Here is an 18,880-nt window from a genome sequence, read left to right on the forward strand (position 1 = left end):
AAGTCAGGAGCCAGCATGCCGAGGTTCGCCGCGAACCTGTCCATGATGTACACCGAGCACGACTTCCTCGACCGCTTCGCGGCGGCCTCGGCGGACGGCTTCGACGCCGTCGAGTACCTCTTCCCCTATGCGTACGACGCCACCGGGCTGCGCCGCCTGCTCGACGGCCACGGCCTGAGGCAGGTCCTCTTCAACGCGCCTCCCGGAGCGTGGGAGTCAGGAGAGCGCGGGATCGCGGCACTGCCCGGCCGTGAGGCGGAGGTCCGCTCCGGGATCGAGCGGGCGCTGGAGTACGCCGCCGCGCTGGACTGTCCGCGGGTGCATGTGATGGCCGGGCTCGTACGGCCGGACGCGACACCGAAGGAACTGGCCGAGCACCGCGACACCTACCTGGCCAACCTCGCCTGGGCCGCGGAGCGAGCCGCCGCGGTGGGCGTCGACGTCCTGGTCGAGCCGATCAACGGCCGCGACATGCCGGGCTACTTCCTGTCCCGGCAGGCGGAGGCTCACGCCGTGGTGCGGGACGTGGGAGCCGCGAATCTGAAGGTGCAGCTCGACCTCTACCACTGCCAGATCGTCGAGGGCGACCTCACCACGACGCTGCGGCGCGACCTGCCGACCGGGCGGGTCGGTCATCTGCAGATCGCGGGGGTGCCCGACCGCCACGAGCCCGACCGCGGCGAGATCGACGTGAGCCATCTGTTCGGCGTCGTCGACGAGTTGGGCTTCGACGGGTGGATCGGCTGCGAGTACGTCCCCCACGCCGGTACGAGCGAGGGGCTCGGCTGGCTTCACGACTACCGAGGAGACAGCGCATGAGGATCGTCATCACGGGCGGCTTCGGCTTCCTGGGACGACAGGTCACCGCCACCCTGCTCAGCACGCGGACGTATCGTGGCGCGCCGATCGATCGCCTCGTGCTCACCGACCGGATCGTGCCGGACGAGTCGCGGGCGGCGGCCGATCCGCTGGTGGAGATCGTGCGGGGCGACCTGGTCGACTGCCTCGACGAGGTGTTCGCAGAGCCGGTGGACGTGCTGATCCACCTCGCCGCCGCCGTCTCGGCCGAGTGCGAGGCCGACTTCGATCTCGGCATGAGCGCGAACCTGGACACCACCCGCGCGCTCCTCGAAGCCGCCCGCGCGCAGTCGGCCGCAGGCGGGCCGGTGCCGTGCGTGGTGTTCTCCAGCAGCGTGGCGGTCTACGGTTCGGACCCGGCGCTCCCGCTGCCGCCCGTGGTCAGCGAGTCGACCCTGCCCACCCCTCGGTCGAGCTACGGGATCCAGAAACTCGTCTGCGAGCAGCTGGTCGCGGACTACACCCGCCGGGGTTTCATCGACGGTCGCGTCGCCCGTCTGATGACCGTGTCGGTACGGCCGGGCAAACCGAACGCGGCCGCCTCCGGCTTCCTGTCCGGCGTCATCCGCGAGCCGCTCGCGGGCCTTCCGGCCGTCTGCCCGGTGCGTCCCGGCCTGCGCGTGGCCCTGGCCTCGCCACGACGCACCGTCGAGGCGATCCTGCGTATCGCGGAAGTCGAGCGCGGCACCGGTAAGGGCCGGCTCGACGGCGCACTACCGGTCAACCTTCCGGCCCTCACCGTCTCGGTCGCCGAGATGCTGGCCACGCTGCGCCGGGTGGCCGGTGACACCGTCGCCGACCTGGTGACGATCGCGCCCGATCCCGACGTGGAGGCCATCGTGGGCTCGTGGCCCTCCACCTTCGACAACGCGCGCGCCGCGGCGCTCGGGCTGGAGCCCGATCCGACCTTCGAATCGGTGGTGCGGGACTACATCGGCGACCACCCTGACGCCGTCCTGGCCGGCAGCTCGCTCGCGGAGGGGCGACCCGGCGTGGGTCTATAGACTGACCATCATGTTTTCCAAGGTGAGCGGTCCCGTCCGGCTCGCGGACCAGGTCGCCGCGATCCTCTCGGAGGAGATCGAGTCGGGGCGGCTGGCCGAGGGGGACCAACTGCCCACCGAGGTGGCTCTGGTCAAGCAACTGGGCGTCAGCCGCACGGTGGTGCGCGAGGCCCTGTCGCGGCTGCGCAACGCGGGCCTGATCGAACCGCGGCAGGGTCTCGGCGTGTTCGTCCTCCCCCGGCGCACCCGTCCGCTCGACCTGGAGGCGGAGACCGCCGACACCAAGGCGCGGGTGCTGCAGATCGTGGAGGTACGCCGCGCCATGGAGGGCGAGGCGGCCTGTCTCGCGGCCACCCGGGCCACGCCCCGCGACGTCACCCGGATGCGCCAGGCCCTGGACGCGATCGACTCGGCGGTCGCGGCAGGCGGCGACGGCGTGGAGGAGGATCTCGCCTTCCACCGTTCCATCGCCGAGTCGACCGGAAACGCGGTGCTGGTCTCGACGGTGCGCTACCTGGGCGAGGTGCTGCGCGGCGGTATCCGTGTCACGCGTGCGAACGAGGCACGACGGGACGACTTCATCGAGGCGGTGCGGCAGGAGCACCACGCCATCCTGGCCGCCGTCGAAGCAGGGGACGCCGAAGGGGCCCGCGCTGCCGCGCGCCGCCACATGGACCACGCCGCGTCCCGGCTCCAGGACGCGGACGACGGCTTCTGGACCCGGGCCGAGGACCTCGACGTGGATCTCGACGCCGCTCCCTGACACCCGCCTCCGCAACAGCGCCTCCACACCCCCGGGACGGAGCTGTGACAAAGGCGGGCACAACGATTGCGCGCGGTGACGGGTCGTATGAAGCGCAGGCGCGTGAAGGCACCTGCGGGTTCCGCTCATGCGTCTCGGGGCGGAGCCGGTCGGTCCCACCGGCCACAGAAACCACCGATCACCGACATGGGGGAATCATGAACGTCCGTGCTCGCGGTACCCGACGTGTTGTCGCCGCTGTGGCGGCCGTGGCGGCAGGAGTCGCCGTCGCCGTGGCCGCCGTCCCGGCGGCCGCCGCGCCGGCTTCCGGCACACCCCGGTTCCTGGCAGCCGAAGAGCTCCCGCCGCACCCGGCATCGCCCTGGTACGCCGGTCCCGTCACGGCCGGGCAGCCCGATCCGCTGCCGGCGTGCGGGGGCGACGCGCTGCCGTCGATCGCCAGTCACCGTGCCTACTGGACCGAGTACGACACCAACGCGCTGCAGGTGACGGTGGTGGAACGCAGCGAACAGCGGGCCAAGGACTTCGCGGCCCTGCTGCGCCAGGACCTCGCCGGCTGCGCGGAGAAGCTGATGCGGGAGAACCCCGAGGTCACCGCCACGGAGCGGTACTACGGCAGGCTGAGCGTCGAGGAGGGCGCGTACGTCTACGGTGTCCACACCACGACCACCTGGGGGGCCTCGGACATCGGCCTGTACTCGGTCGGCCGGGACGGCACGACCGTGACCCTCGTCCGGTGGGCGCAGATGGGCACCTTCCAGCACGCCCAGGTCGACGACTTCAAGAACACCACCGTCACGGCCGTCGACAAGCTCTACTGACCGGTGCGGTGCGCCGCGGCCGGGCCACCGAGCCGCGGCGCCGACCGGCACTACCCCAGGTCGACCTGGAACACCTTGTCCGCGCCGTCCGGCTCGCCTCCGTTGTTATCGGCGTTGGTGGTGGACAGCCACAGAGCGTTCCGGCCGGGGATCTTCTCCACCGTCCGGAGTCGGCCGTACTGGCTGGTGTAGTAGGCGACGGGGGTACCCGCGCTGGTGCCGCTGACCGGAACGCGCCACAGCCGTTCGCCGCGCAGGGCCGCCAGATAGAGCGCGCCGTCGGCGTACACGACCGCGCTCGGGGAGGCCTCGCTGACGGCCCACTGCCGTGTGGGGCTGGTCATTCCGGACGTCGAGCAGCTGCCCTCACAGACCGGCCAGCCGTAGTTCTTGCCGGACTCGATGAGATTGAGCTCGTCATACCTGCTGTTGCCGAACTCGGCCTCCCACAGCCTGCCTTGATCGTCCCAGGTGATGCCCTGGGGGTTCCGGTGACCGAGCGAGTAGACGAGTGTGCCGAACGGGTTGCCGGGCGCGGGCCTGCCGTCCGTCGTCATCCTCAGGATCTTGCCGTTGAGGGAGTTCACGTCCTGGGCGAGGCCGCTGTTCTGCGCGTCGCCCGTGGTGGCGTAGAGATAGCCGTCGGGGCCGAACTTGATGCGTCCGCCGTTGTGGTACCTGTTCTTGGCGATGCCGGTCACGAGGACGGTGTAGCCGCTGAGCGAGGAGCCGTCGTACGTCATCCGGACGATGCGGTTGTCGGCGGCGGCCGAGTGCATGAGGTAGATGAAGTGGTCGTTGTTCCAGTTCGGTGAGACCGCGATGCCGAGGAGGCCGCCCTCGCCGCCGGTCGTCACGACATTGGGCACCGTACCGATCTGGGTCCTGGTGCCCGACTGGGTGAGTTTGAAGATCTTGAAGGAGTCCCGTTCGGTGAGGAGTGCCGACCCGTCGGGCAGCCAGCTCAGGCCCCAGGGAACGGTCCAGCCGGACGAGACGGTGCGGATGGCCGAGGGGACGGAGTCGATGCCGCTGTCGGCGCCTCTCTCGCCGCGGACCGTGGCACTTCCGGTGCCGGCCGCCACGCCGAGGAGACCGGCGGCCAGGGCGACCGCCGTCGCCGCCGCGGTCAGGGCAGGGGGCAGCAGTCGTGTGGTGATGTGGGGGTGGCTTGCCATGGAACGGCCCTCCTGGCCCGGCATATTGGCAGGGACATGACGCTGCGTCAGTCACCGGGACGGTAGGAGGTGCGCCGCGCAGGGGTCAAGAGCAGATGAAGCCAAAGGTCCGTACCGGGCTCATGGACACCGGCAGTCACCACGCGCCCCCACCGTCAGCCCGTACTGTCGTCCTCCTCCACGGGCGGCATGAAGGCACGCAGCCACCGCTCGGTCTGGGCGACATGGGCCTGCGCGGCGCCCGCGGCGGCGACGGGGTCGTGGTCCGCTATGGCGGTGGCCAGCACCCGGTGGTCCTCGTCGCTCTTGCGGCGCAGCTCCGGGCCTTCGGGGAGGGTGAAGACCTGGTACTTGCGGGAACGGGCGCGGAAGACCGACAGCAGGGAGGCCAGGGTGGGATTGCCGCCGATCCGGGCGATCTCCAGGTGGAACCGGTGGTCGAGCTCGGAGGCCTTGGCGGGGTCGTCGGTGGCCTCCATGGCCTCGATGAGCGCGAAGAGCGTCCCCACCGCCTCCGGAGTGCAGCGTGCCGCGGCCTGGGCAGCGACATGGGCCTCCAGCACACGCCGGATCTCGTAGACCTCCAACAGCCCGGTCAGCGGCAGGAGTTCCAGGGTCAGCGACAGGCTGCCGATCACGTCCTCCGGTCTGAGCTGGGAGACGTAGGTGCCGGAGCCGTGCCTCGGCTCGATCACGCCCAGCGCGGCGAGCATCCGCACGGCCTCACGCAACGACCCGCGCGAGACGCCCAGTTCCTCGCAGAGCTCCCCTTCGGGCGGAATGCGCTCGCCCGCGCCGAGGCGCCCCGTGGCGATCATGTGCCGTAGACCGTGAAACGCCTTGTCGACCGCGGACATCGATCTCCTCCCCTGACGGTCCGGCGGCACGGCCAGGACCCTCGCGGTGCACTGTATCGAGGCCGAGTCATCAGATGTCTGCCATGTATCGACCGTGAGTCGTCTGATGACTTTGCTTCCCAACCTCTTGTATGGCTGAAAACGGCGTGCCAACATTCCCAGTCATCATACGTGTCCTGGTACGGATCCGATGTCCCGATGATTCGACGACTCGATTCCGGCCAGGGCGCCACGTCCCGCAGAAGTGGATTCCTGTGAGCGAGACAGAGGTCACCACCGCGCCCAGCCCTCTCCTGCTGGCCGACGGCCGGCCGGCGGCCGGGGCATGGTCGTTGGATCCCGCCCTGCGGCACCTGAACCACGGTTCGTTCGGAGCGGTGCCCCTGGTGGCACAGGAGCGGCAGAACGAGTTGCGCTCGGAGATGGAGCGCTCCCCCGTGGTGTGGTTCCCGGCGCTGCCGCAACGGCTGGCCGCCACCCGGGTCGACCTCGCGGCCTTCCTGCGGGTCGCCCCGGACGATCTCGCGCTGGTGCCGAACGCCAGTGCCGGCGCCAGCGTCGTGTACGCCTCCCTCAGCCGCCGCCGGGGCGGGGAGATCGTCGTCACCGACCATGGCTACGGCGCCGTGACCATGGGCGCCGAGCGGCTGGCCCGGCGCTGGGGCGGCCGCGTCCGCACGGCCCGGGTGCCGCTGGACGCGGACGCGCAGCAGGCGTACGAGGCTGTGGTCGCCGAGGTGAGCGAGGCCACCGACCTGGTCGTCGTCGACCAGATCACCTCGGCGACGGCACGCCGCATGCCGGTGGACCTGATCGGCGCGGAGCTGCGGCGGCGTGACATCCCGTTCCTCGTGGACGGCGCCCACGCCCCCGGTCTGATCGCCGCGCCGCTCGCCGGTGTGACGGCCGACTTCTGGGTCGGCAACCTCCACAAATGGGGCTGCACACCGCGCGGCACCGCGACGCTGGTCGCCGGGGGCCCTCTGCGGGAGCAGCTCTACCCGCTGATCGACTCGTGGGGCGCCCCCGATCCGTACCCCGACCGCTTCGACCAGCAGGGCACGCTGGACGCCACCTCCTATCTGGCGGCGCCCACGGCACTCGACTTCATCGGGCGCACCTGGGGCTGGGACACCGCTCGCCGCTACATGGACGATCTGGCCGACTACGGCGAGCAGGTCATCGGCGCCGCGTTCGCCGAGCTGACCAGGGCGAGCGGCCCCGTCGGCGTCGGTATGCCCGTGCCCGGCATGCGGCTGGTGCGGCTGCCCGCGGGTCTGGGCGCGACCCGCGTCGAGGCCGACGCACTGCGCGACCGGGTGGCCGAGGAGCTGGCTGTCGAGGCGGCCTTCACCAGCTTCGACGGCATCGGTTATCTGCGGCTGTCCGCGCACGTCTACAACACCCCCGCCGACTACGAGTACTTCGCCGAGGCATGCGTCCCCGTCCTCGGCGAGTGGGCCCGCGCGGCCCGCGAGCAGCACGACACGCCGTAGGTCCTGTCGTCACTCCCCCACTCCCCCTTTCCCTGTCCACGGACTTCCCCATCCACGGAAGGTCAGCACGATGAGAAGAAGGACGGCAGCCCTCGCCCTCGGTACCGCCGCCGTGATGGTCCTGACCGGCTGTTCCACCATGAGTCCCGGCGCGGACGGAACAGTCACCCTGAACATGGTCGAGAGCCTGACGAACCCCGCCCGCACCGACCTGCTCAAGGGCCTCATAGCCGATTTCCAGAAGCAGAACCCGAAGATCAAGGTCAATCTGGTCTCGCCGCCCACCGAGCAGGCCGACCAGAAGATCCAGCAGATGCTCCAGTCCGGCAGCGGTGTGGACACCCTTGAGGTGCGCGACATCACCGTGGGGCCGTGGTCCAACAACGGCTGGCTCTACGACATGAAGAAGGACCTCGACGGCTGGCAGGGCTGGCAGGCGATGACGGAGAACGCCGTCAAGGCCTCCAAGGACGCCAAGGGCCGCACCTACTTCGTGCCCTACGGCTTCTACGGGCTGAGCCTCTTCTACCGCACCGACCTGATCAAGGACGCCGGTTTCAGCAAGCCGCCGGCCACCTGGGACGAGCTCCTGGAGCAGGCCACCGCCATCCACGACCCGGCGAAGCGCCGGTACGGCTACGCCTTCCGCGGTGGGGCCAACGCCAACAGCAACGCCACCGCGATCATCGAGGCGTACGTCGCCGACAGGATCGACGCCGCCAACGGCTTCAAACTCACCGACGGCAAGACCATCTTCTCCGCGCCCGAGGCCCAGGACGCCATGGAGACGTACCTCAAGCTCTTCAAGGAGGCGTCCCCCAAGTCGTCGGTCTCCTGGGGTTACCCGGAGATGGTCGAGGGCTTCACCAACGGTTCCACGGCCTTCCTGTTGCAGGACCCCGAAGTGATCGCCACGGTCTCGCAGTCCAAGTCGGTCTCGAAGGACCAGTGGGCCACCGCCCCGCTGATCGCCGGTCCCAGCGGCAGGACCGTCCAGCCGCTGGCCACCGCCGGGTGGGGCGTGGCGGAGGGCAGCAAGCACAAGGCCGAGGCGGTCAAGCTGGTCGAGTTCCTCTCCGAGGGCGAGGCGTCGACGGCCTTCACCAAGAAGAACAGTCTGGTGCCGATCCTCAAGTCGGCCACCGAGGACCCGTTCTACCGGACCGGCCCCTGGTCGAGCTACGTCACCATGACGGAGAACCCGGAGAAGTACCAGGTCGTCACCCAGCCGCGGGGCGTCGACTGGTGGACCGAGTGGCAGCAGAAGTCCGATGCCGACGTGCAGAAGATGATCCTCGGCAAGATAACTCCCAAGGAGCTGCTGGCCGCCTGGGACGCGTACTGGACCGAGAAGTGGCAGCGGGAGAAGTAGGCATGGCCGGCGCGTCCCCGACGACGAACACGACAAAGACGACGCGCGCGACACCCCCGGGGGCGGGACGCACCTCCCGCACGTCAGGTGCCGCGCCCGCCCCCGGCGCTCGACCGGGGCGCCGCAAACGGGAGTTCACCACCCGCCGGGGCCTGCTCATCGCCGCCTTCATGGCGCCGGCCGCGGTCTTCGTCGCCGTCTTCACGTACTACCCGGTGATCGCGGGAAGCCAGATGGCCTTCCGCAACTGGAAGCTGACGGATCTCACCGACACCTCCTGGGTGGGCCTGAGGAACTTCCGCGATGTCTTCGCCGACCCGGCCTGGGGCACCGTGCTGGCCAACACCGCGCTCTGGGTGGTCGGTTCGATCGTCCCCCAGTTGGTGATCGGCTTCGCGCTCGCCCTGTGGCTGCGCCGTCGCTTCCGCTTCCGCGGCATCTACCAGGCGCTGATCTTCTTTCCCTGGGCGATCTCCGGGTTCCTCATCGGAATCCTGTTCCGCTGGATGTTCAACAGTGAGTTCGGCGTCGTCAACGACCTGCTGCAGAAGGCCGGCCTGATAGACGAGCCGATCGCCTGGCTGGCCGATCCGGACACGGCGATGGCCGCCGTGCTGGTCGCCAACGTCTGGTACGGCGTCACCTTCTTCGCGATCATGATCCTGGCCGCGTTGCAGTCGATCCCGGACGAGTTGTACGAGGCGGCCGCCCTGGACGGCGCGGGCAAGGTTCGCACACTCTTCCGGATCACCATTCCGTACATCCGCACCACGCTGGCGCTCACCGTGCTGCTGCGGGTCATCTGGATCTTCAACTTCCCCGACCTGATCTTCGGGATGACGGGCGGCGGCCCCAACAACGAGACGCACATCGTGACCACCTGGATGATCAAGATCACCCAGCAGGGCGACTACGGCAGGGCCTCCGCACTGGGCCTCCTCGTGGTGGCGGGGCTGCTGCTGTTCGCGACGTTCTTCCTACTGGCCACGCGAGAGAAGCGAGAGGTGAAGCCGTGATCGGCAAGGAGAGCGCGATCGGACGGGCCGTCAAGTTCACCTTCCTCGGGCTGTGGCTGGTCTTCACCGTGTTCCCCCTCTACTGGATCACGGTCACGTCCCTCAAGGCGCCGGGCGACATCTTCGCGTTCCCGATCGCCTACTGGCCCGAGCACTTCTCGCTGGAGAACTACAGCGGCCTGTTCGGCACGGCCGACTTCGGGACCTACCTCACCAACAGCCTCGTCGTCGCGACCGTCGCGGGTGTGGTGGCCACCGCGATCTCGATGCTGTCGGCGTACGTGCTGGCGCGGTTCGAGTTCCGCACCAAGTCCGCCCTGCTGATGGCGGCGCTGGTCACCCAGATGATCCCCACCTTCATCGCGCTCGGGCCGCTGTATCTGCTGATGACCGACCTCAGGCTGGTCGACAACCGTCTCGGGCTCGTCCTCGTCTACATCGCCGTGTGCATCCCGTTCTGCACGGTGATGCTCCGCGGTTTCTTCGAGAACATCCCGGACGCGCTGGAGGAGGCCGCCATGATCGACGGACTGTCCCGGTTCGGGGCACTGTTCCGGGTGCTGCTGCCGGTGATGCGGCCCGGGATCGTGGCCGCGTTCATCTTCAACTTCGTCAACTGCTGGAACGAGCTGTTCCTTTCGGTGACGCTGATGAACAGCGACGCCAACAAGACGGTCCCCACGGCCCTGAACGGGTTCATCTCCAGCTTCAACATCGACTGGGGCTCGATGTCCGCGGCGGCCGTGCTCACCATCCTGCCCACGATGGTCCTGTTCGCATTCGCCAGCCGCCACATCGTCCAGGGCCTCACCTCCGGTGCGGTCAAGGGCTGAACGGAGAGAGGAGAGAGGGTACGGACAGAGCGCGCTCTAGTCGCAGGTGACGTCCCTGGCCGGGCGCTCCCCCGTCGCCAGGAAGTGGGACACCGTCCGGTCGCCGCAGGCGTTGCCGCTGTCGAGGTAGGCGCCGTGGCCGGTGGAGTTCACGGTCACCATGACGGCGCGCCGGCCGAGGGCCTCGCGGAGCTTGAGGGCGCCACTGAGCGGGGTGGCCACATCGCGCCGGTTCTGGACGAGGAGGACGGTGGAAGGGCCACGGTCGGTGATCCGTGCGGCGGGCTCCTTCGGCGCCCATGGCCAGGCGGCGCAGAGCATGGCGTTCCTCGGCAGGCCCGCCGTCAGCGGGTACGTGGCGCGGCTCTCGGCGACCCCCTTCTCGTACACGGCCGCCGACCTGGGCCAGGCGATGTCGTTGCAGATGGCCGCTCCGGAGGACAAGCCATTCTGAAGGACGGAGTCGGGCGGCGTCTGGGGCGCGGGCGGCACGGTGCCCTTCCGGGCGGCCAGGATCATCCGGGCCAGTATGGGGTAGTCGTCGGGGTCGTAGAGGCTGTCCAGCATGGTCTGGCGCAGTACGTTGCCGTTGAGCTCCTCCGGGTTGGCGCCGGGCCAGGGGATGGGCTCGCGGTCGAGGCGTGCGGCGAGGTGGAGGAAGAGCGGGCGTACCTCGGCGGCGGTCCGGGCCACGCGGTCGGGATTGCCCGGCTGCGACGCCCACTTGGCGAACTCGGGGAAGGTGTCCTCGACGCCGGTCTCGAAGCCGGCGAGCCAACCGCGTGCCACCCGGGTGTGGTCGGGATCGTCGTTGCTGTCCAGCACGACGCGGTCGGTGCGGTGCGGGAACAACTCGTTGTAGACGGCGCCGACGTACGTCCCGTACGAGACTCCCCACGCGGAGATCTTCCGCTCGCCGAGGGCCGCCCGGATGCGGTCGAGGTCCCGGGCCTCGTTGGCGGTGCTGATGTGCTGGATCAGCTCACCGCCGTTGCGTGCGCAGGCGTCCGACATGCGCCGTGCGGTGGCCATGTTCTCGGTGACGGAGCCGTCAGGGGCGGGCCAGGGCCGCGTCTTCGACGGGGCGAGGTCAGCGTGGTCGAAACCGCAGCTGACCGGCGTGGACCGGCCGTACCCGCGGGGATCGAAGCCGATCAGGTCGTAGCTGTCCCGTACCTCCTGCGGCAGCTTCTGCCCCTTGTCCGAGGGCTGGTTCAGGCTGCCGCCACCGGGGCCGCCCGGGATCAGGAACAGCGCGCCACGGCGCTTCCCCGGGTTCTCGGCCGGTATACGGGAGAAAGCCACGGTGATCTGCTTGCCCTGCGGGTCGGCGTAGTCCATGGGCACCTCGACGGTCGCGCACTGCTGCCGCGGATCGAGCCCCGTGCCCTCGCACCGCGTCCAGTCGAGGGACGGCGGCTCGGGGGCGGCGGCCGGCGAGGCCGTCGCGGAGGTGAGGGGCACGGCGAAGCTCAGGGCAGCGGCGGTGGCGGCCAAAAGCGCGGAGGGTCGCTTGATCTTCGTCATGGGAACGAGCTTCGCCCGCGCCGCAGGTCGCCGACATCCTGCCAACCGGCCTCAGTCGACGGGGGTTTACCCCCCAGGGTTCCCCTACTCCACAGGCTTCTCCCAGACCGAGACATGCCGGCGGCTCTCGCTGGTGAACGGCTCGCGCTGCCACCCCTCCCACCGGTCACGCAGCCGCAGCCCGGCGAGTCGCGCCATCAGGTCCAGTTCCGCGGGCCAGACGTACCGGAACGGCCCGGACGAGTACGAGGCGTGCCCGCCGTCGATCTTGACGTGATGGGAGGTCAGCGCCTGCGTGACGGTGTCGTAGGTGTCGAACCCGAGCCGGGTGGAACTGACCGTGAACGGCACGGCGTTCTGCCCCGGCGGCAGCCTGCGCAGGTCCGGCACCATCACCTCGATGACGAAGCAGCCGCCGGGCCGCAGATGGTCGGCCACGTTGCGGAAGCAGTCCACCTGGGCGTCCTGCGTCGTGAGGTTCATGATGGTGTTGAAGACGAGGTACGCGACCGCGAACTCGCCCGGCACACGCGTCGTCGCGAAGTCGCCGATCGCGACATCGATCGCGTCGCCGCCCGGCTTGGCGCGCAGCCGGGACACCATCGCCCGGGACAGGTCGATGCCGTGCACCGGAACCCCGCGCCGGCTCAGCGGCAGCGCGATCCGGCCGGTGCCGACGCCCAGTTCGAGCGCCCGTCCGTCGCCGGCGAGCCCGGCGAGCACGTCCACCACCGGTTCCACCGCCTCGGGCCGGAACATGTCCGCCGACGACTCGTCGTACGTCGCCGCGATGTCTTCTCCGAAGTAGCCGTCCTCGTCCGGTTCCGTCATGCCGGGGACCGTAGCGTCCGTAAAGCAGCCCGCGCACGCGGTTTTCCGGCGGCCGGGGCGGCCATCAGGTCGAGCGTCCCGGACCCTTGACTCCGTACCCGCCAGTAGCGATTCTCATCACATTCCTTGTGCGAGTCATGACAACCGAGGGACGTGACCGATGACCACGGTTCGCCGCCCGCACCCCGGGAGCCCGCGCCCCCTGAGCCCCCACCGCCGACGCAGGCACCTCGCGCTGCTGTCCCTGCTCCTCGTCGTGCTCGCCATGACGCTGGGCCCGGCACCGAGTTCGGCGGCGGCCGGCACCGACTGGTGGACGCCGGGCGCACGGCCCTCGCCGGACTCCGGGATCAACGTCACGGGTGAGCCCTTCAAGGGCACGAACTCCGCGGGCGAGGTGCGCGGGTTCGTCGACGCGCACAACCACATCATGGCCAATGAGGCGTTCGGCGGCCGACTCATCTGCGGCAGGCCGTTCGCCGAGACGGGCATCGCGGACGCGCTCAAGGACTGCCCCGAGCACTACCCCGACGGTTCGCTCGCGATCTTCGACTACATCACCAAGGGCGGCGACGGCAGGCACGATCCGGTCGGCTGGCCGACGTTCGAGGACTGGCCCGCGTACGACTCGATGACCCACCAGCAGAACTACTACGCGTGGATCGAGCGCGCGTGGCGCGGCGGTCAGCGCATCCTGGTCAACGACCTCGTCACCAACGGCGTGATCTGCTCGGTCTACTTCTTCAAGGACCGCGGCTGCGACGAGATGACGTCCATCCGGCTCCAGGCCAGGCTGACGTACGCCATGCAGGACTACATCGACAGGCAGTACGGCGGCACGGGCAAGGGCTGGTTCCGGATCGTCACCGACAGCGCGCAGGCCCGCGAGGTCATCGAGCAGGGCAAGCTGGCCGTCGTCCTCGGCGTCGAGACCTCGGAGCCGTTCGGCTGCAAGCAGGTCCTCGACATCGCGCAGTGCGACAAGGACGACATCGACGCCGGGCTGGACGAACTGTACGACCTGGGTGTCCGCAGCATGTTCCTGTGCCACAAGTTCGACAACGCCCTGTGCGGGGTCCGCTTCGACGAGGGCGGACTCGGCACGGCGATCAACGTCGGCCAGTTCCTGTCCACCGGCACGTTCTGGAAGACGGAGAAGTGCGCCGGTCCGCAGAAGGACAACCCCATCGGCGGTGCCCCGTCCGGGGCCGAGGAGGACCTGCCGCCGGGCACCGAGGTCCCGGAGTACGACGAGGACGCCCGGTGCAACGTCCGGGGGCTCACCGGTCTCGGTGAGTACGCCGTGCGCGGCCTGATGCAACGCGGGATGATGCTCGAAATCGACCACATGAGCGTCAAGGCAACCGGCCGGGTCCTCGACATCTTCGAGGCCGAGCAGTACCCGGGCGTGCTGTCCTCGCACAGCTGGATGGACCTCAACTGGACCGAGCGGGTCTACTCCCTCGGCGGCTTCGTCGCCCAGTACATGAACGGCTCGGAGAAGTTCAGCACGGAGGCGAAGCGCACGGACGCGCTGCGCGACAAGTACGGTGTGGGGTACGGCTACGGCACCGACATGAACGGCGTCGGCGGCTGGCCCGCGCCCCGCGGCACGGGCACCTCGAACCCCGTGAAGTACCCCTTCACCAGCGTCGACGGCGGTGCCGTCCTCGACCGGCAGACCACCGGCCGGCGCACCTGGGACCTCAACGCCGACGGCGCCGCACACTACGGTCTCGTGCCGGACTGGATCGAGGACATCCGGCTCGTCGGCGGGCAGGACGTCGTCGACGACCTCTTCCGGGGCGCCGAGTCCTACCTCGGCACCTGGGGCGCGTCCGAGAGCCACCGGGCCGGGGTCAACCTCGCCAAGGGCCGGTCGGCGACGGCCAGTTCGTCGGAGTCCAACCCGTTCACCAGTTACGCGCCCGGCCGGGCCGTGGACGGCGACACCGGCACCCGCTGGGCCAGCGACTGGAGCGACGACCAGTGGCTGCGCGTCGACCTCGGGTCCACGCGGACGGTCCAGCGCGTCACGCTCGACTGGGAGCGGGCGTACGGGGCGTCGTACCGCGTCGAGCTCTCCACTGACGGCACGGCCTGGCAGACGGCGTGGTCCACGACCTCCGGCGACGGCGGCCTGGACACGGCCCGGTTCAGTGCGACACCGGCCCGGTACGTGCGCGTCCACGGGCTGGACCGCGGCACGGACTGGGGCTATTCGCTGCGTGAGGTGGGCGTGTACGGCGGCTGACCAACGGCGATCACCGACGACCACGTCACGGTGGTGAGGGATGCGATCCACGGGCCGTGGTGGCGATGAGCTGGTCGATCAGGGCGATCAGCACGTCCCGGCACGATCCGCGCTCGCGTGCGTCGCAGAGCAGCACCTGGGCGTCCTCCGGCAGCGCGAGGGACTCCCTGATCTCCTCGGGCTCGTACGGATGCTCACCGTAGAAACCGTTGACACCGATGACGAACGGGATCTTGCGGCGCTCGAAGAAGTCGATGGCGGCGAAGCTGGACTCCGGCCGGCGCACGTCGACGAGGACCACCGCGCCGAGGGCGCCGACGGCGAGATCGTTCCACATGAACCAGAACCGCTGCTGCCCCGGCGTCCCGAACAGGTACAGCACCAGGTCCTGGCTGACGGTGATGCGGCCGAAGTCCAGGGCCACCGTGGTGGCCTTCTTCTCCTCGATGCCGTTGAGGTCGTCGATGCCGAGGCCCGCGGTGGTCAGCGGCTCCTCGGTGCGCAGCGGGACGATCTCGCTGACCGATCCGACCATGGTCGTCTTGCCGACGCCGAAGCCCCCGGCGATCAGGATCTTGACCGTGTCGGGTGCCGAGACCTTCTGGAGGGTGGCGTCAGAGCCGGTCAAGGCCTTGCCTCACTTTCTGCAGCAGTTCCAGGTCCAAGGTGCGCGAGACGGCCCGCGGCGGCTGGACGACGATCCGTTCCGCCGCCAGCAGGTCACAGAGCAGGATGCTGACCACGCTCACCGGCAGGTCGAGTCGCGTGGCGAGCTCCGCCACCACCACCGGTTCCCGGCACAGCCGCAGGATCCGGGTGTGTTCGGGCTGCAGCCGGGCGCCACCGCCGGGCGGCGGGGGCGCGGCGGTCACCATCGTGATGAGGGTGAAGTCGCCGCGCTCCGGCTGGGTCCGGCCGCCGGTCAGGGTGAATGGCCGGACCAGCCGACCGGCCGTATCGCCTCCGCTCACCTCACTCGCCGCTGTCCGCCGCGCCGACGGCACCGCCCCGCGGGGCGGCACTGAGGTGCTCGCCGATCTTCTTCACCAGCATGTTCATCTGGTACGCCACCACACCGATGTCCGCGCCCTGGCTGGTCAGCACCGCGAGGCTGGCGCCGGGGCCGGCGTTGGTGAGGAGCAGGTAGGAGTTGCCCATCTCGATCAGCAACTGGCGCACCGGGCCGCCCCGGAAGTCCATGCTGACGCCCTTGCTGAGGCTCATCAGGCCGGAGGCGGTGGCCGCGAGCCGCTCGGCGTCGTCCCGGACGAAGGCCGTGGACTTGCTGACGACGAGTCCGTCCTCGGAGAGCACGACGGCGTGGTTCACCTCGGCAACCCGGTCCACCAGTCCGGTGAGCAGCTGGTCGAGCTGGCTGTGTGTGGCGGGGGTGGGGCGTGTCATTTCTGTGTCCTTCATCAGCGGTCGGCGTGCGGAGCGGCGGTGAGGGGCGTGCCTGAGGCGGAGACCTTCTCGTCGGCGCCCTCGGGTGCGGTCTCTTCCGTCCGGTCGTACGTGGTCTCCGCACCGTCGTCACGGGCCTGGAGGGTGCCGCGTTGGAAGCCGGCCAGTGAGGAGGCCGCGCGCTCCGCGGTGAAGTCGTCGGAGTCGAAGGGATCGTCGTCCTGGACGGGTGAGGTGTCCTCCCGCAGCTCGGCGGCCAGGCTGGTCTGCGGAACCCGGCGGGGCAGCGGAGCGAGGCCCGCGCGCCGGGACGTGGGCCGCCCGGTCGTGGGCGTGCGGGGCGCGGGCCGTGCGGTGGCCGCGGCCGGGGTGGCGCCGTTCGTCCGCGCGGGGGCCGCGGCGGGCTGCGGCTCGCGGGCGTGTTCGTGGCCGTGCGCGCCGTCGTCGGGGTTGTCGGCGGAGGGCCGTTCGGCGGCGGCCGCCTCGTGCACCAGTGCCTTCACCGGGCCGGTGGGCCGGTCGTTCTCGGCCGCCGCGGCGGTGTCCTCGGTGTCCTTGGCGGGCGCGTCGGCGGACTCGCTCACCACGATGTCGTGCGGGATCAGCACGATCGCCGTGGTGCCGCCGTACGGTGAGGAGCGCAGCGTGACCGCGATGCCGTGCCGGGTGGCGAGCCGGGCGACCACGAACATGCCGAGCCGGAGGTCGTCGGCCAGCGCGACCACGTCGAACTGCGGCTCCACCGCCAACTGGGCGTTGAACGCGGCGTAGTCCTCCTCGGACAGGCCGAGGCCGCGGTCCTCGATCTCCACGGCCAGGCCTCTGGCCACCATCGCGGCCCGCACACTCACGGGGCTGGGGGCGGGCGAGTACGCGGTCGCGTTGTCGATGAGCTCGGCCAGCAGGTGGATGACGTCCGCGACGGCGGGCGGGGCGACGGACACCTCCTCCTCGGTGTGCACCTCCACGCGCTGGTACTGGGCGACCTCGCCGACGGCGCTGCGCAGGATGTCGATCAGCGCGACCGGCCGCATCCAGGTGCGGCCGGGCCGCTCACCGCTGATGATGACGAGGTTCTCCTCATAGCGGCGCAACTGGCTCGCGGTGGAGTCGAGTTCGTACAGGCCCTGGAGGACGTCCGGGTCCTGGTGCTCGCGTTCCAGCTTGTCGAGCTTGCTGAGCTGGAGGTTGACCAGGTTCTGGCTTTGCCGGGCGATGCCCAGGATGACCTTCTGGAAGCCGCGTCGGGTATCGGCGAGTTCCACCGCGGTGTGCACGGCGGTGCGCTGCGCGGTGTTGAACGCCTGGGCGACCTGGCCGAGTTCGTCCCGGCCGTAGTCGAGCGGCGGGGTGGCGGACTCCACGTCGACCTTCTCACCGCGGTCGAGGCGCGCGACGACGTCGGGCAGCCGCTCCTCGGCCAGGCTGAGGGTGGCCATGCGCAGTCCGCGCAGCCGCCGCGACAGGGAGCGGGTGATGCGCCAGGACATCACGGCGCACACCAGCAGGGCGACGAATCCGGCGGCGCTCAGGACGAGGGCCTTGAGGAGGAGCGCGTCCGCGTCGTCACCGCTGCGTTGCAGCAGAGCGCGGGTCTGCTGCTGGATGAGCTTCGTGTACTCGCCCGCGAGGGCGTCGTACCCGCCGGTCCACCTGTTCTGCACCCCGGCGGGCAGAGCCGTCGTGCGGTTGTCGGCGGTGCCCGCCGCGCGGGCCCTGAGGACCTGGTCCTCCATGGACTCCATGGCCTGCCAGCCCGGGCTCTGCAGAATCCGCTCGGTCTGGGTCTTCAGGCTGCCGTTCAGGGAGGGAACGATCTGGTCCTCGACGAGCCAGCGCCGGGCGCTGACCAGTTCCGAGAACCGGAGACGTGTCGCGTCGTCCAGGTGCCCGGACGGCCGGGCGAGGGTGAGCAGCGTGTCCTCCTGGGCGACCATCTCCCCGGCCCGTTCCAGCGCGACGAGCGGGGCGGCCTGGGAGGTCAGGTCGCCGTCGTCGACCTGGGAGAGTTCGTGGAAGGCGGTGATCTGGGTCTCGATGATCGAGGTGAACTGGTCCAGCGTCTGCTGCGGGGTGATGTCGACGGGCTTGTCCACCTGGTCCCGGTAGTACTCCAGGCTGGCCACCGCACCGAGGACGGAGTTCAGCCGGTCGCTGATGCGGGAGGGGGCGCTGTCGATCGTGTCCGCCTGACGGACCAGTTTCTCGATCGCCGCGTCCGTCTCCTCCCGCTGCTCGTCGAGTGCGGTCCGGTCGCCCCGGGGGTTCGCCAGCCACGCGGCCGACAGCCGGCGCTCCCGCTGCAGGGCGAGGGTCGCGTCGGTGCCCATGGCGCCGGTCGCCTTGCTCAGCTCGGTCTGTTCCCGCAGCCGCTGCCCCTCGGAGAACATCTGAATCGTCGTCACGCTCCACAGGGCCGCGAGGGTGACGCTGGGGATGAGCGCGAGGAGGATCAGCGAGAGACGTATGGAGCCGAGACGGCGCCGGGCACCTGTCCGTGAAGGCATCGTCGTCCTTGGGCGATTGACGTGATCGGGATGGGTGATCGGGAGAAACGGTCGGAGAGGGAGGGGCTCAGGGGAGAAGAGCGCGGCGGGTGGCCGCGTGTCCGGTTACGCACAGGAGGTGGCCAGAATGCTATCCGTACACGTGATCGCACGCATCGC

The 18,880-nt window shown here is 70.0% G+C and carries 17 protein-coding genes; 9 read left to right on the forward strand and 8 right to left on the reverse strand.

The features are described 5' to 3' along the window. Positions 1 to 15: 15 nt before the first annotated feature. From otnI to IE262_RS03950, 4 genes are all read left to right on the forward strand, one after another. The gene (otnI, locus tag IE262_RS03935) at positions 16 to 819 is read left to right on the forward strand and encodes a 2-oxo-tetronate isomerase (RefSeq protein WP_189871259.1); all 804 of its coding nucleotides are present in this window, start codon (positions 16 to 18) and stop codon (positions 817 to 819) included. Further along, positions 816 to 1,862, forward strand: coding sequence for a D-erythronate dehydrogenase (gene denD, locus IE262_RS03940; protein WP_189871261.1), 1,047 nt, complete (start codon positions 816 to 818; stop codon positions 1,860 to 1,862). Before otnI ends, denD begins: the two co-directional genes overlap by 4 nt. A gap of 10 nt (positions 1,863 to 1,872) precedes the next feature. Continuing rightward, positions 1,873 to 2,625 (forward strand): FadR/GntR family transcriptional regulator, encoded by a 753-nt coding sequence (locus IE262_RS03945; protein WP_134030951.1) that lies wholly within the window; start codon positions 1,873 to 1,875, stop codon positions 2,623 to 2,625. A 197-nt stretch (positions 2,626 to 2,822) separates the two neighbouring features. Continuing rightward, positions 2,823 to 3,446 carry a hypothetical protein gene (locus tag IE262_RS03950; RefSeq protein ID WP_134030954.1) on the forward strand — a complete coding sequence of 208 codons (624 nt, stop codon included), beginning with the start codon at positions 2,823 to 2,825 and terminating at the stop codon, positions 3,444 to 3,446. 50 nt (positions 3,447 to 3,496) lie between these two features. Here IE262_RS03950 and IE262_RS03955 read toward each other — a convergent pair whose 3' ends face one another. Both IE262_RS03955 and IE262_RS03960 read right to left on the reverse strand, forming a co-directional pair. Next, positions 3,497 to 4,624, reverse strand: coding sequence for a PQQ-dependent sugar dehydrogenase (locus tag IE262_RS03955; RefSeq protein WP_189871263.1), 1,128 nt, complete (start codon positions 4,622 to 4,624; stop codon positions 3,497 to 3,499). A 155-nt stretch (positions 4,625 to 4,779) separates the two neighbouring features. Then, positions 4,780 to 5,481 (reverse strand): FadR/GntR family transcriptional regulator, encoded by a 702-nt coding sequence (locus IE262_RS03960; RefSeq protein WP_134030960.1) that lies wholly within the window; start codon positions 5,479 to 5,481, stop codon positions 4,780 to 4,782. 254 nt (positions 5,482 to 5,735) lie between these two features. Here IE262_RS03960 and IE262_RS03965 point away from each other — a divergent pair, with 254 nt between their 5' ends. The 4 genes from IE262_RS03965 to IE262_RS03980 all read left to right on the forward strand — a co-directional run bounded on the left by IE262_RS03965 (position 5,736) and on the right by IE262_RS03980 (position 10,198). Continuing rightward, on the forward strand, positions 5,736 to 6,977 hold the full coding sequence (locus IE262_RS03965; protein WP_189871265.1) for an aminotransferase class V-fold PLP-dependent enzyme: 1,242 nt from the start codon (positions 5,736 to 5,738) through the stop codon (positions 6,975 to 6,977). 70 nt (positions 6,978 to 7,047) lie between these two features. Continuing rightward, complete coding sequence (locus IE262_RS03970; protein WP_189871266.1) at positions 7,048 to 8,349, forward strand: ABC transporter substrate-binding protein; 1,302 nt, start codon at positions 7,048 to 7,050, stop codon at positions 8,347 to 8,349. A 2-nt stretch (positions 8,350 to 8,351) separates the two neighbouring features. Then, positions 8,352 to 9,365, forward strand: coding sequence for a carbohydrate ABC transporter permease (locus IE262_RS03975; RefSeq protein ID WP_134030971.1), 1,014 nt, complete (start codon positions 8,352 to 8,354; stop codon positions 9,363 to 9,365). Beyond that, positions 9,362 to 10,198 (forward strand): carbohydrate ABC transporter permease, encoded by an 837-nt coding sequence (locus tag IE262_RS03980; protein ID WP_189871269.1) that lies wholly within the window; start codon positions 9,362 to 9,364, stop codon positions 10,196 to 10,198. The genes IE262_RS03975 and IE262_RS03980 overlap by 4 nt, the downstream gene beginning before the upstream one ends. A 36-nt stretch (positions 10,199 to 10,234) precedes the next feature. On the opposite strand, the gene IE262_RS03985 is transcribed toward IE262_RS03980, so the two are convergent. Beyond that, positions 10,235 to 11,725, reverse strand: a complete 1,491-nt coding sequence (locus tag IE262_RS03985) for an alpha/beta hydrolase (protein WP_189871271.1) — start codon at positions 11,723 to 11,725, stop codon at positions 10,235 to 10,237. A gap of 84 nt (positions 11,726 to 11,809) precedes the next feature. Beyond that, entirely contained in the window at positions 11,810 to 12,556 is a 747-nt protein-coding gene (locus IE262_RS03990) for a class I SAM-dependent DNA methyltransferase (protein ID WP_189871273.1), read from the reverse strand. A 265-nt stretch (positions 12,557 to 12,821) separates the two neighbouring features. On the opposite strand from IE262_RS03990, the gene IE262_RS03995 reads away from it, so the two are divergent. Beyond that, entirely contained in the window at positions 12,822 to 14,810 is a 1,989-nt protein-coding gene (locus tag IE262_RS03995) for a galactose-binding domain-containing protein (protein ID WP_373304974.1), read from the forward strand. A 25-nt stretch (positions 14,811 to 14,835) separates the two neighbouring features. On the opposite strand, the gene IE262_RS04000 is transcribed toward IE262_RS03995, so the two are convergent. The 4 genes from IE262_RS04000 to IE262_RS04015 are packed head-to-tail and all read right to left on the reverse strand — an operon-like array spanning position 14,836 to position 18,721. After that, positions 14,836 to 15,438 (reverse strand): GTP-binding protein, encoded by a 603-nt coding sequence (locus tag IE262_RS04000; RefSeq protein ID WP_134030986.1) that lies wholly within the window; start codon positions 15,436 to 15,438, stop codon positions 14,836 to 14,838. After that, the gene (locus IE262_RS04005; RefSeq protein ID WP_134030989.1) at positions 15,425 to 15,781 is read right to left on the reverse strand and encodes a DUF742 domain-containing protein; all 357 of its coding nucleotides are present in this window, start codon (positions 15,779 to 15,781) and stop codon (positions 15,425 to 15,427) included. The genes IE262_RS04000 and IE262_RS04005 overlap by 14 nt, the downstream gene beginning before the upstream one ends. Position 15,782: 1 nt before the next feature. Continuing rightward, complete coding sequence (locus IE262_RS04010; protein ID WP_134030992.1) at positions 15,783 to 16,214, reverse strand: roadblock/LC7 domain-containing protein; 432 nt, start codon at positions 16,212 to 16,214, stop codon at positions 15,783 to 15,785. Positions 16,215 to 16,228: 14 nt separating this feature from the next. Continuing rightward, entirely contained in the window at positions 16,229 to 18,721 is a 2,493-nt protein-coding gene (locus tag IE262_RS04015; RefSeq protein WP_189871278.1) for a sensor histidine kinase, read from the reverse strand. Positions 18,722 to 18,880 lie beyond the last annotated feature (159 nt).

The sequence above is a fragment of the Streptomyces bluensis genome, from assembly GCF_014650715.1.
Taxonomy (GTDB): domain Bacteria; phylum Actinomycetota; class Actinomycetes; order Streptomycetales; family Streptomycetaceae; genus Streptomyces; species Streptomyces bluensis.

Excerpts from the sequence above, each read along its gene's own strand:
- IE262_RS03995 (WP_373304974.1), top strand. The coding sequence starts at position 12,822 with ATGACGCTGGGCCCGGCACCGAGTTCGGCGGCGGCCGGCACCGACTGG.
- IE262_RS03975 (WP_134030971.1), top strand. The coding sequence starts at position 8,352 with ATGGCCGGCGCGTCCCCGACGACGAACACGACAAAGACGACGCGCGCG.
- IE262_RS03970 (WP_189871266.1), top strand. The coding sequence starts at position 7,048 with ATGAGAAGAAGGACGGCAGCCCTCGCCCTCGGTACCGCCGCCGTGATG.
- IE262_RS03955 (WP_189871263.1), bottom strand. The coding sequence starts at position 4,624 with ATGGCAAGCCACCCCCACATCACCACACGACTGCTGCCCCCTGCCCTG.
- IE262_RS03985 (WP_189871271.1), bottom strand. The coding sequence starts at position 11,725 with ATGACGAAGATCAAGCGACCCTCCGCGCTTTTGGCCGCCACCGCCGCT.
- denD (WP_189871261.1), top strand. The coding sequence starts at position 816 with ATGAGGATCGTCATCACGGGCGGCTTCGGCTTCCTGGGACGACAGGTC.
- IE262_RS03960 (WP_134030960.1), bottom strand. The coding sequence starts at position 5,481 with ATGTCCGCGGTCGACAAGGCGTTTCACGGTCTACGGCACATGATCGCC.
- IE262_RS04010 (WP_134030992.1), bottom strand. The coding sequence starts at position 16,214 with ATGACACGCCCCACCCCCGCCACACACAGCCAGCTCGACCAGCTGCTC.
- IE262_RS03990 (WP_189871273.1), bottom strand. The coding sequence starts at position 12,556 with ATGACGGAACCGGACGAGGACGGCTACTTCGGAGAAGACATCGCGGCG.
- IE262_RS03945 (WP_134030951.1), top strand. The coding sequence starts at position 1,873 with ATGTTTTCCAAGGTGAGCGGTCCCGTCCGGCTCGCGGACCAGGTCGCC.
- IE262_RS03950 (WP_134030954.1), top strand. The coding sequence starts at position 2,823 with ATGAACGTCCGTGCTCGCGGTACCCGACGTGTTGTCGCCGCTGTGGCG.
- otnI (WP_189871259.1), top strand. The coding sequence starts at position 16 with ATGCCGAGGTTCGCCGCGAACCTGTCCATGATGTACACCGAGCACGAC.
- IE262_RS04015 (WP_189871278.1), bottom strand. The coding sequence starts at position 18,721 with ATGCCTTCACGGACAGGTGCCCGGCGCCGTCTCGGCTCCATACGTCTC.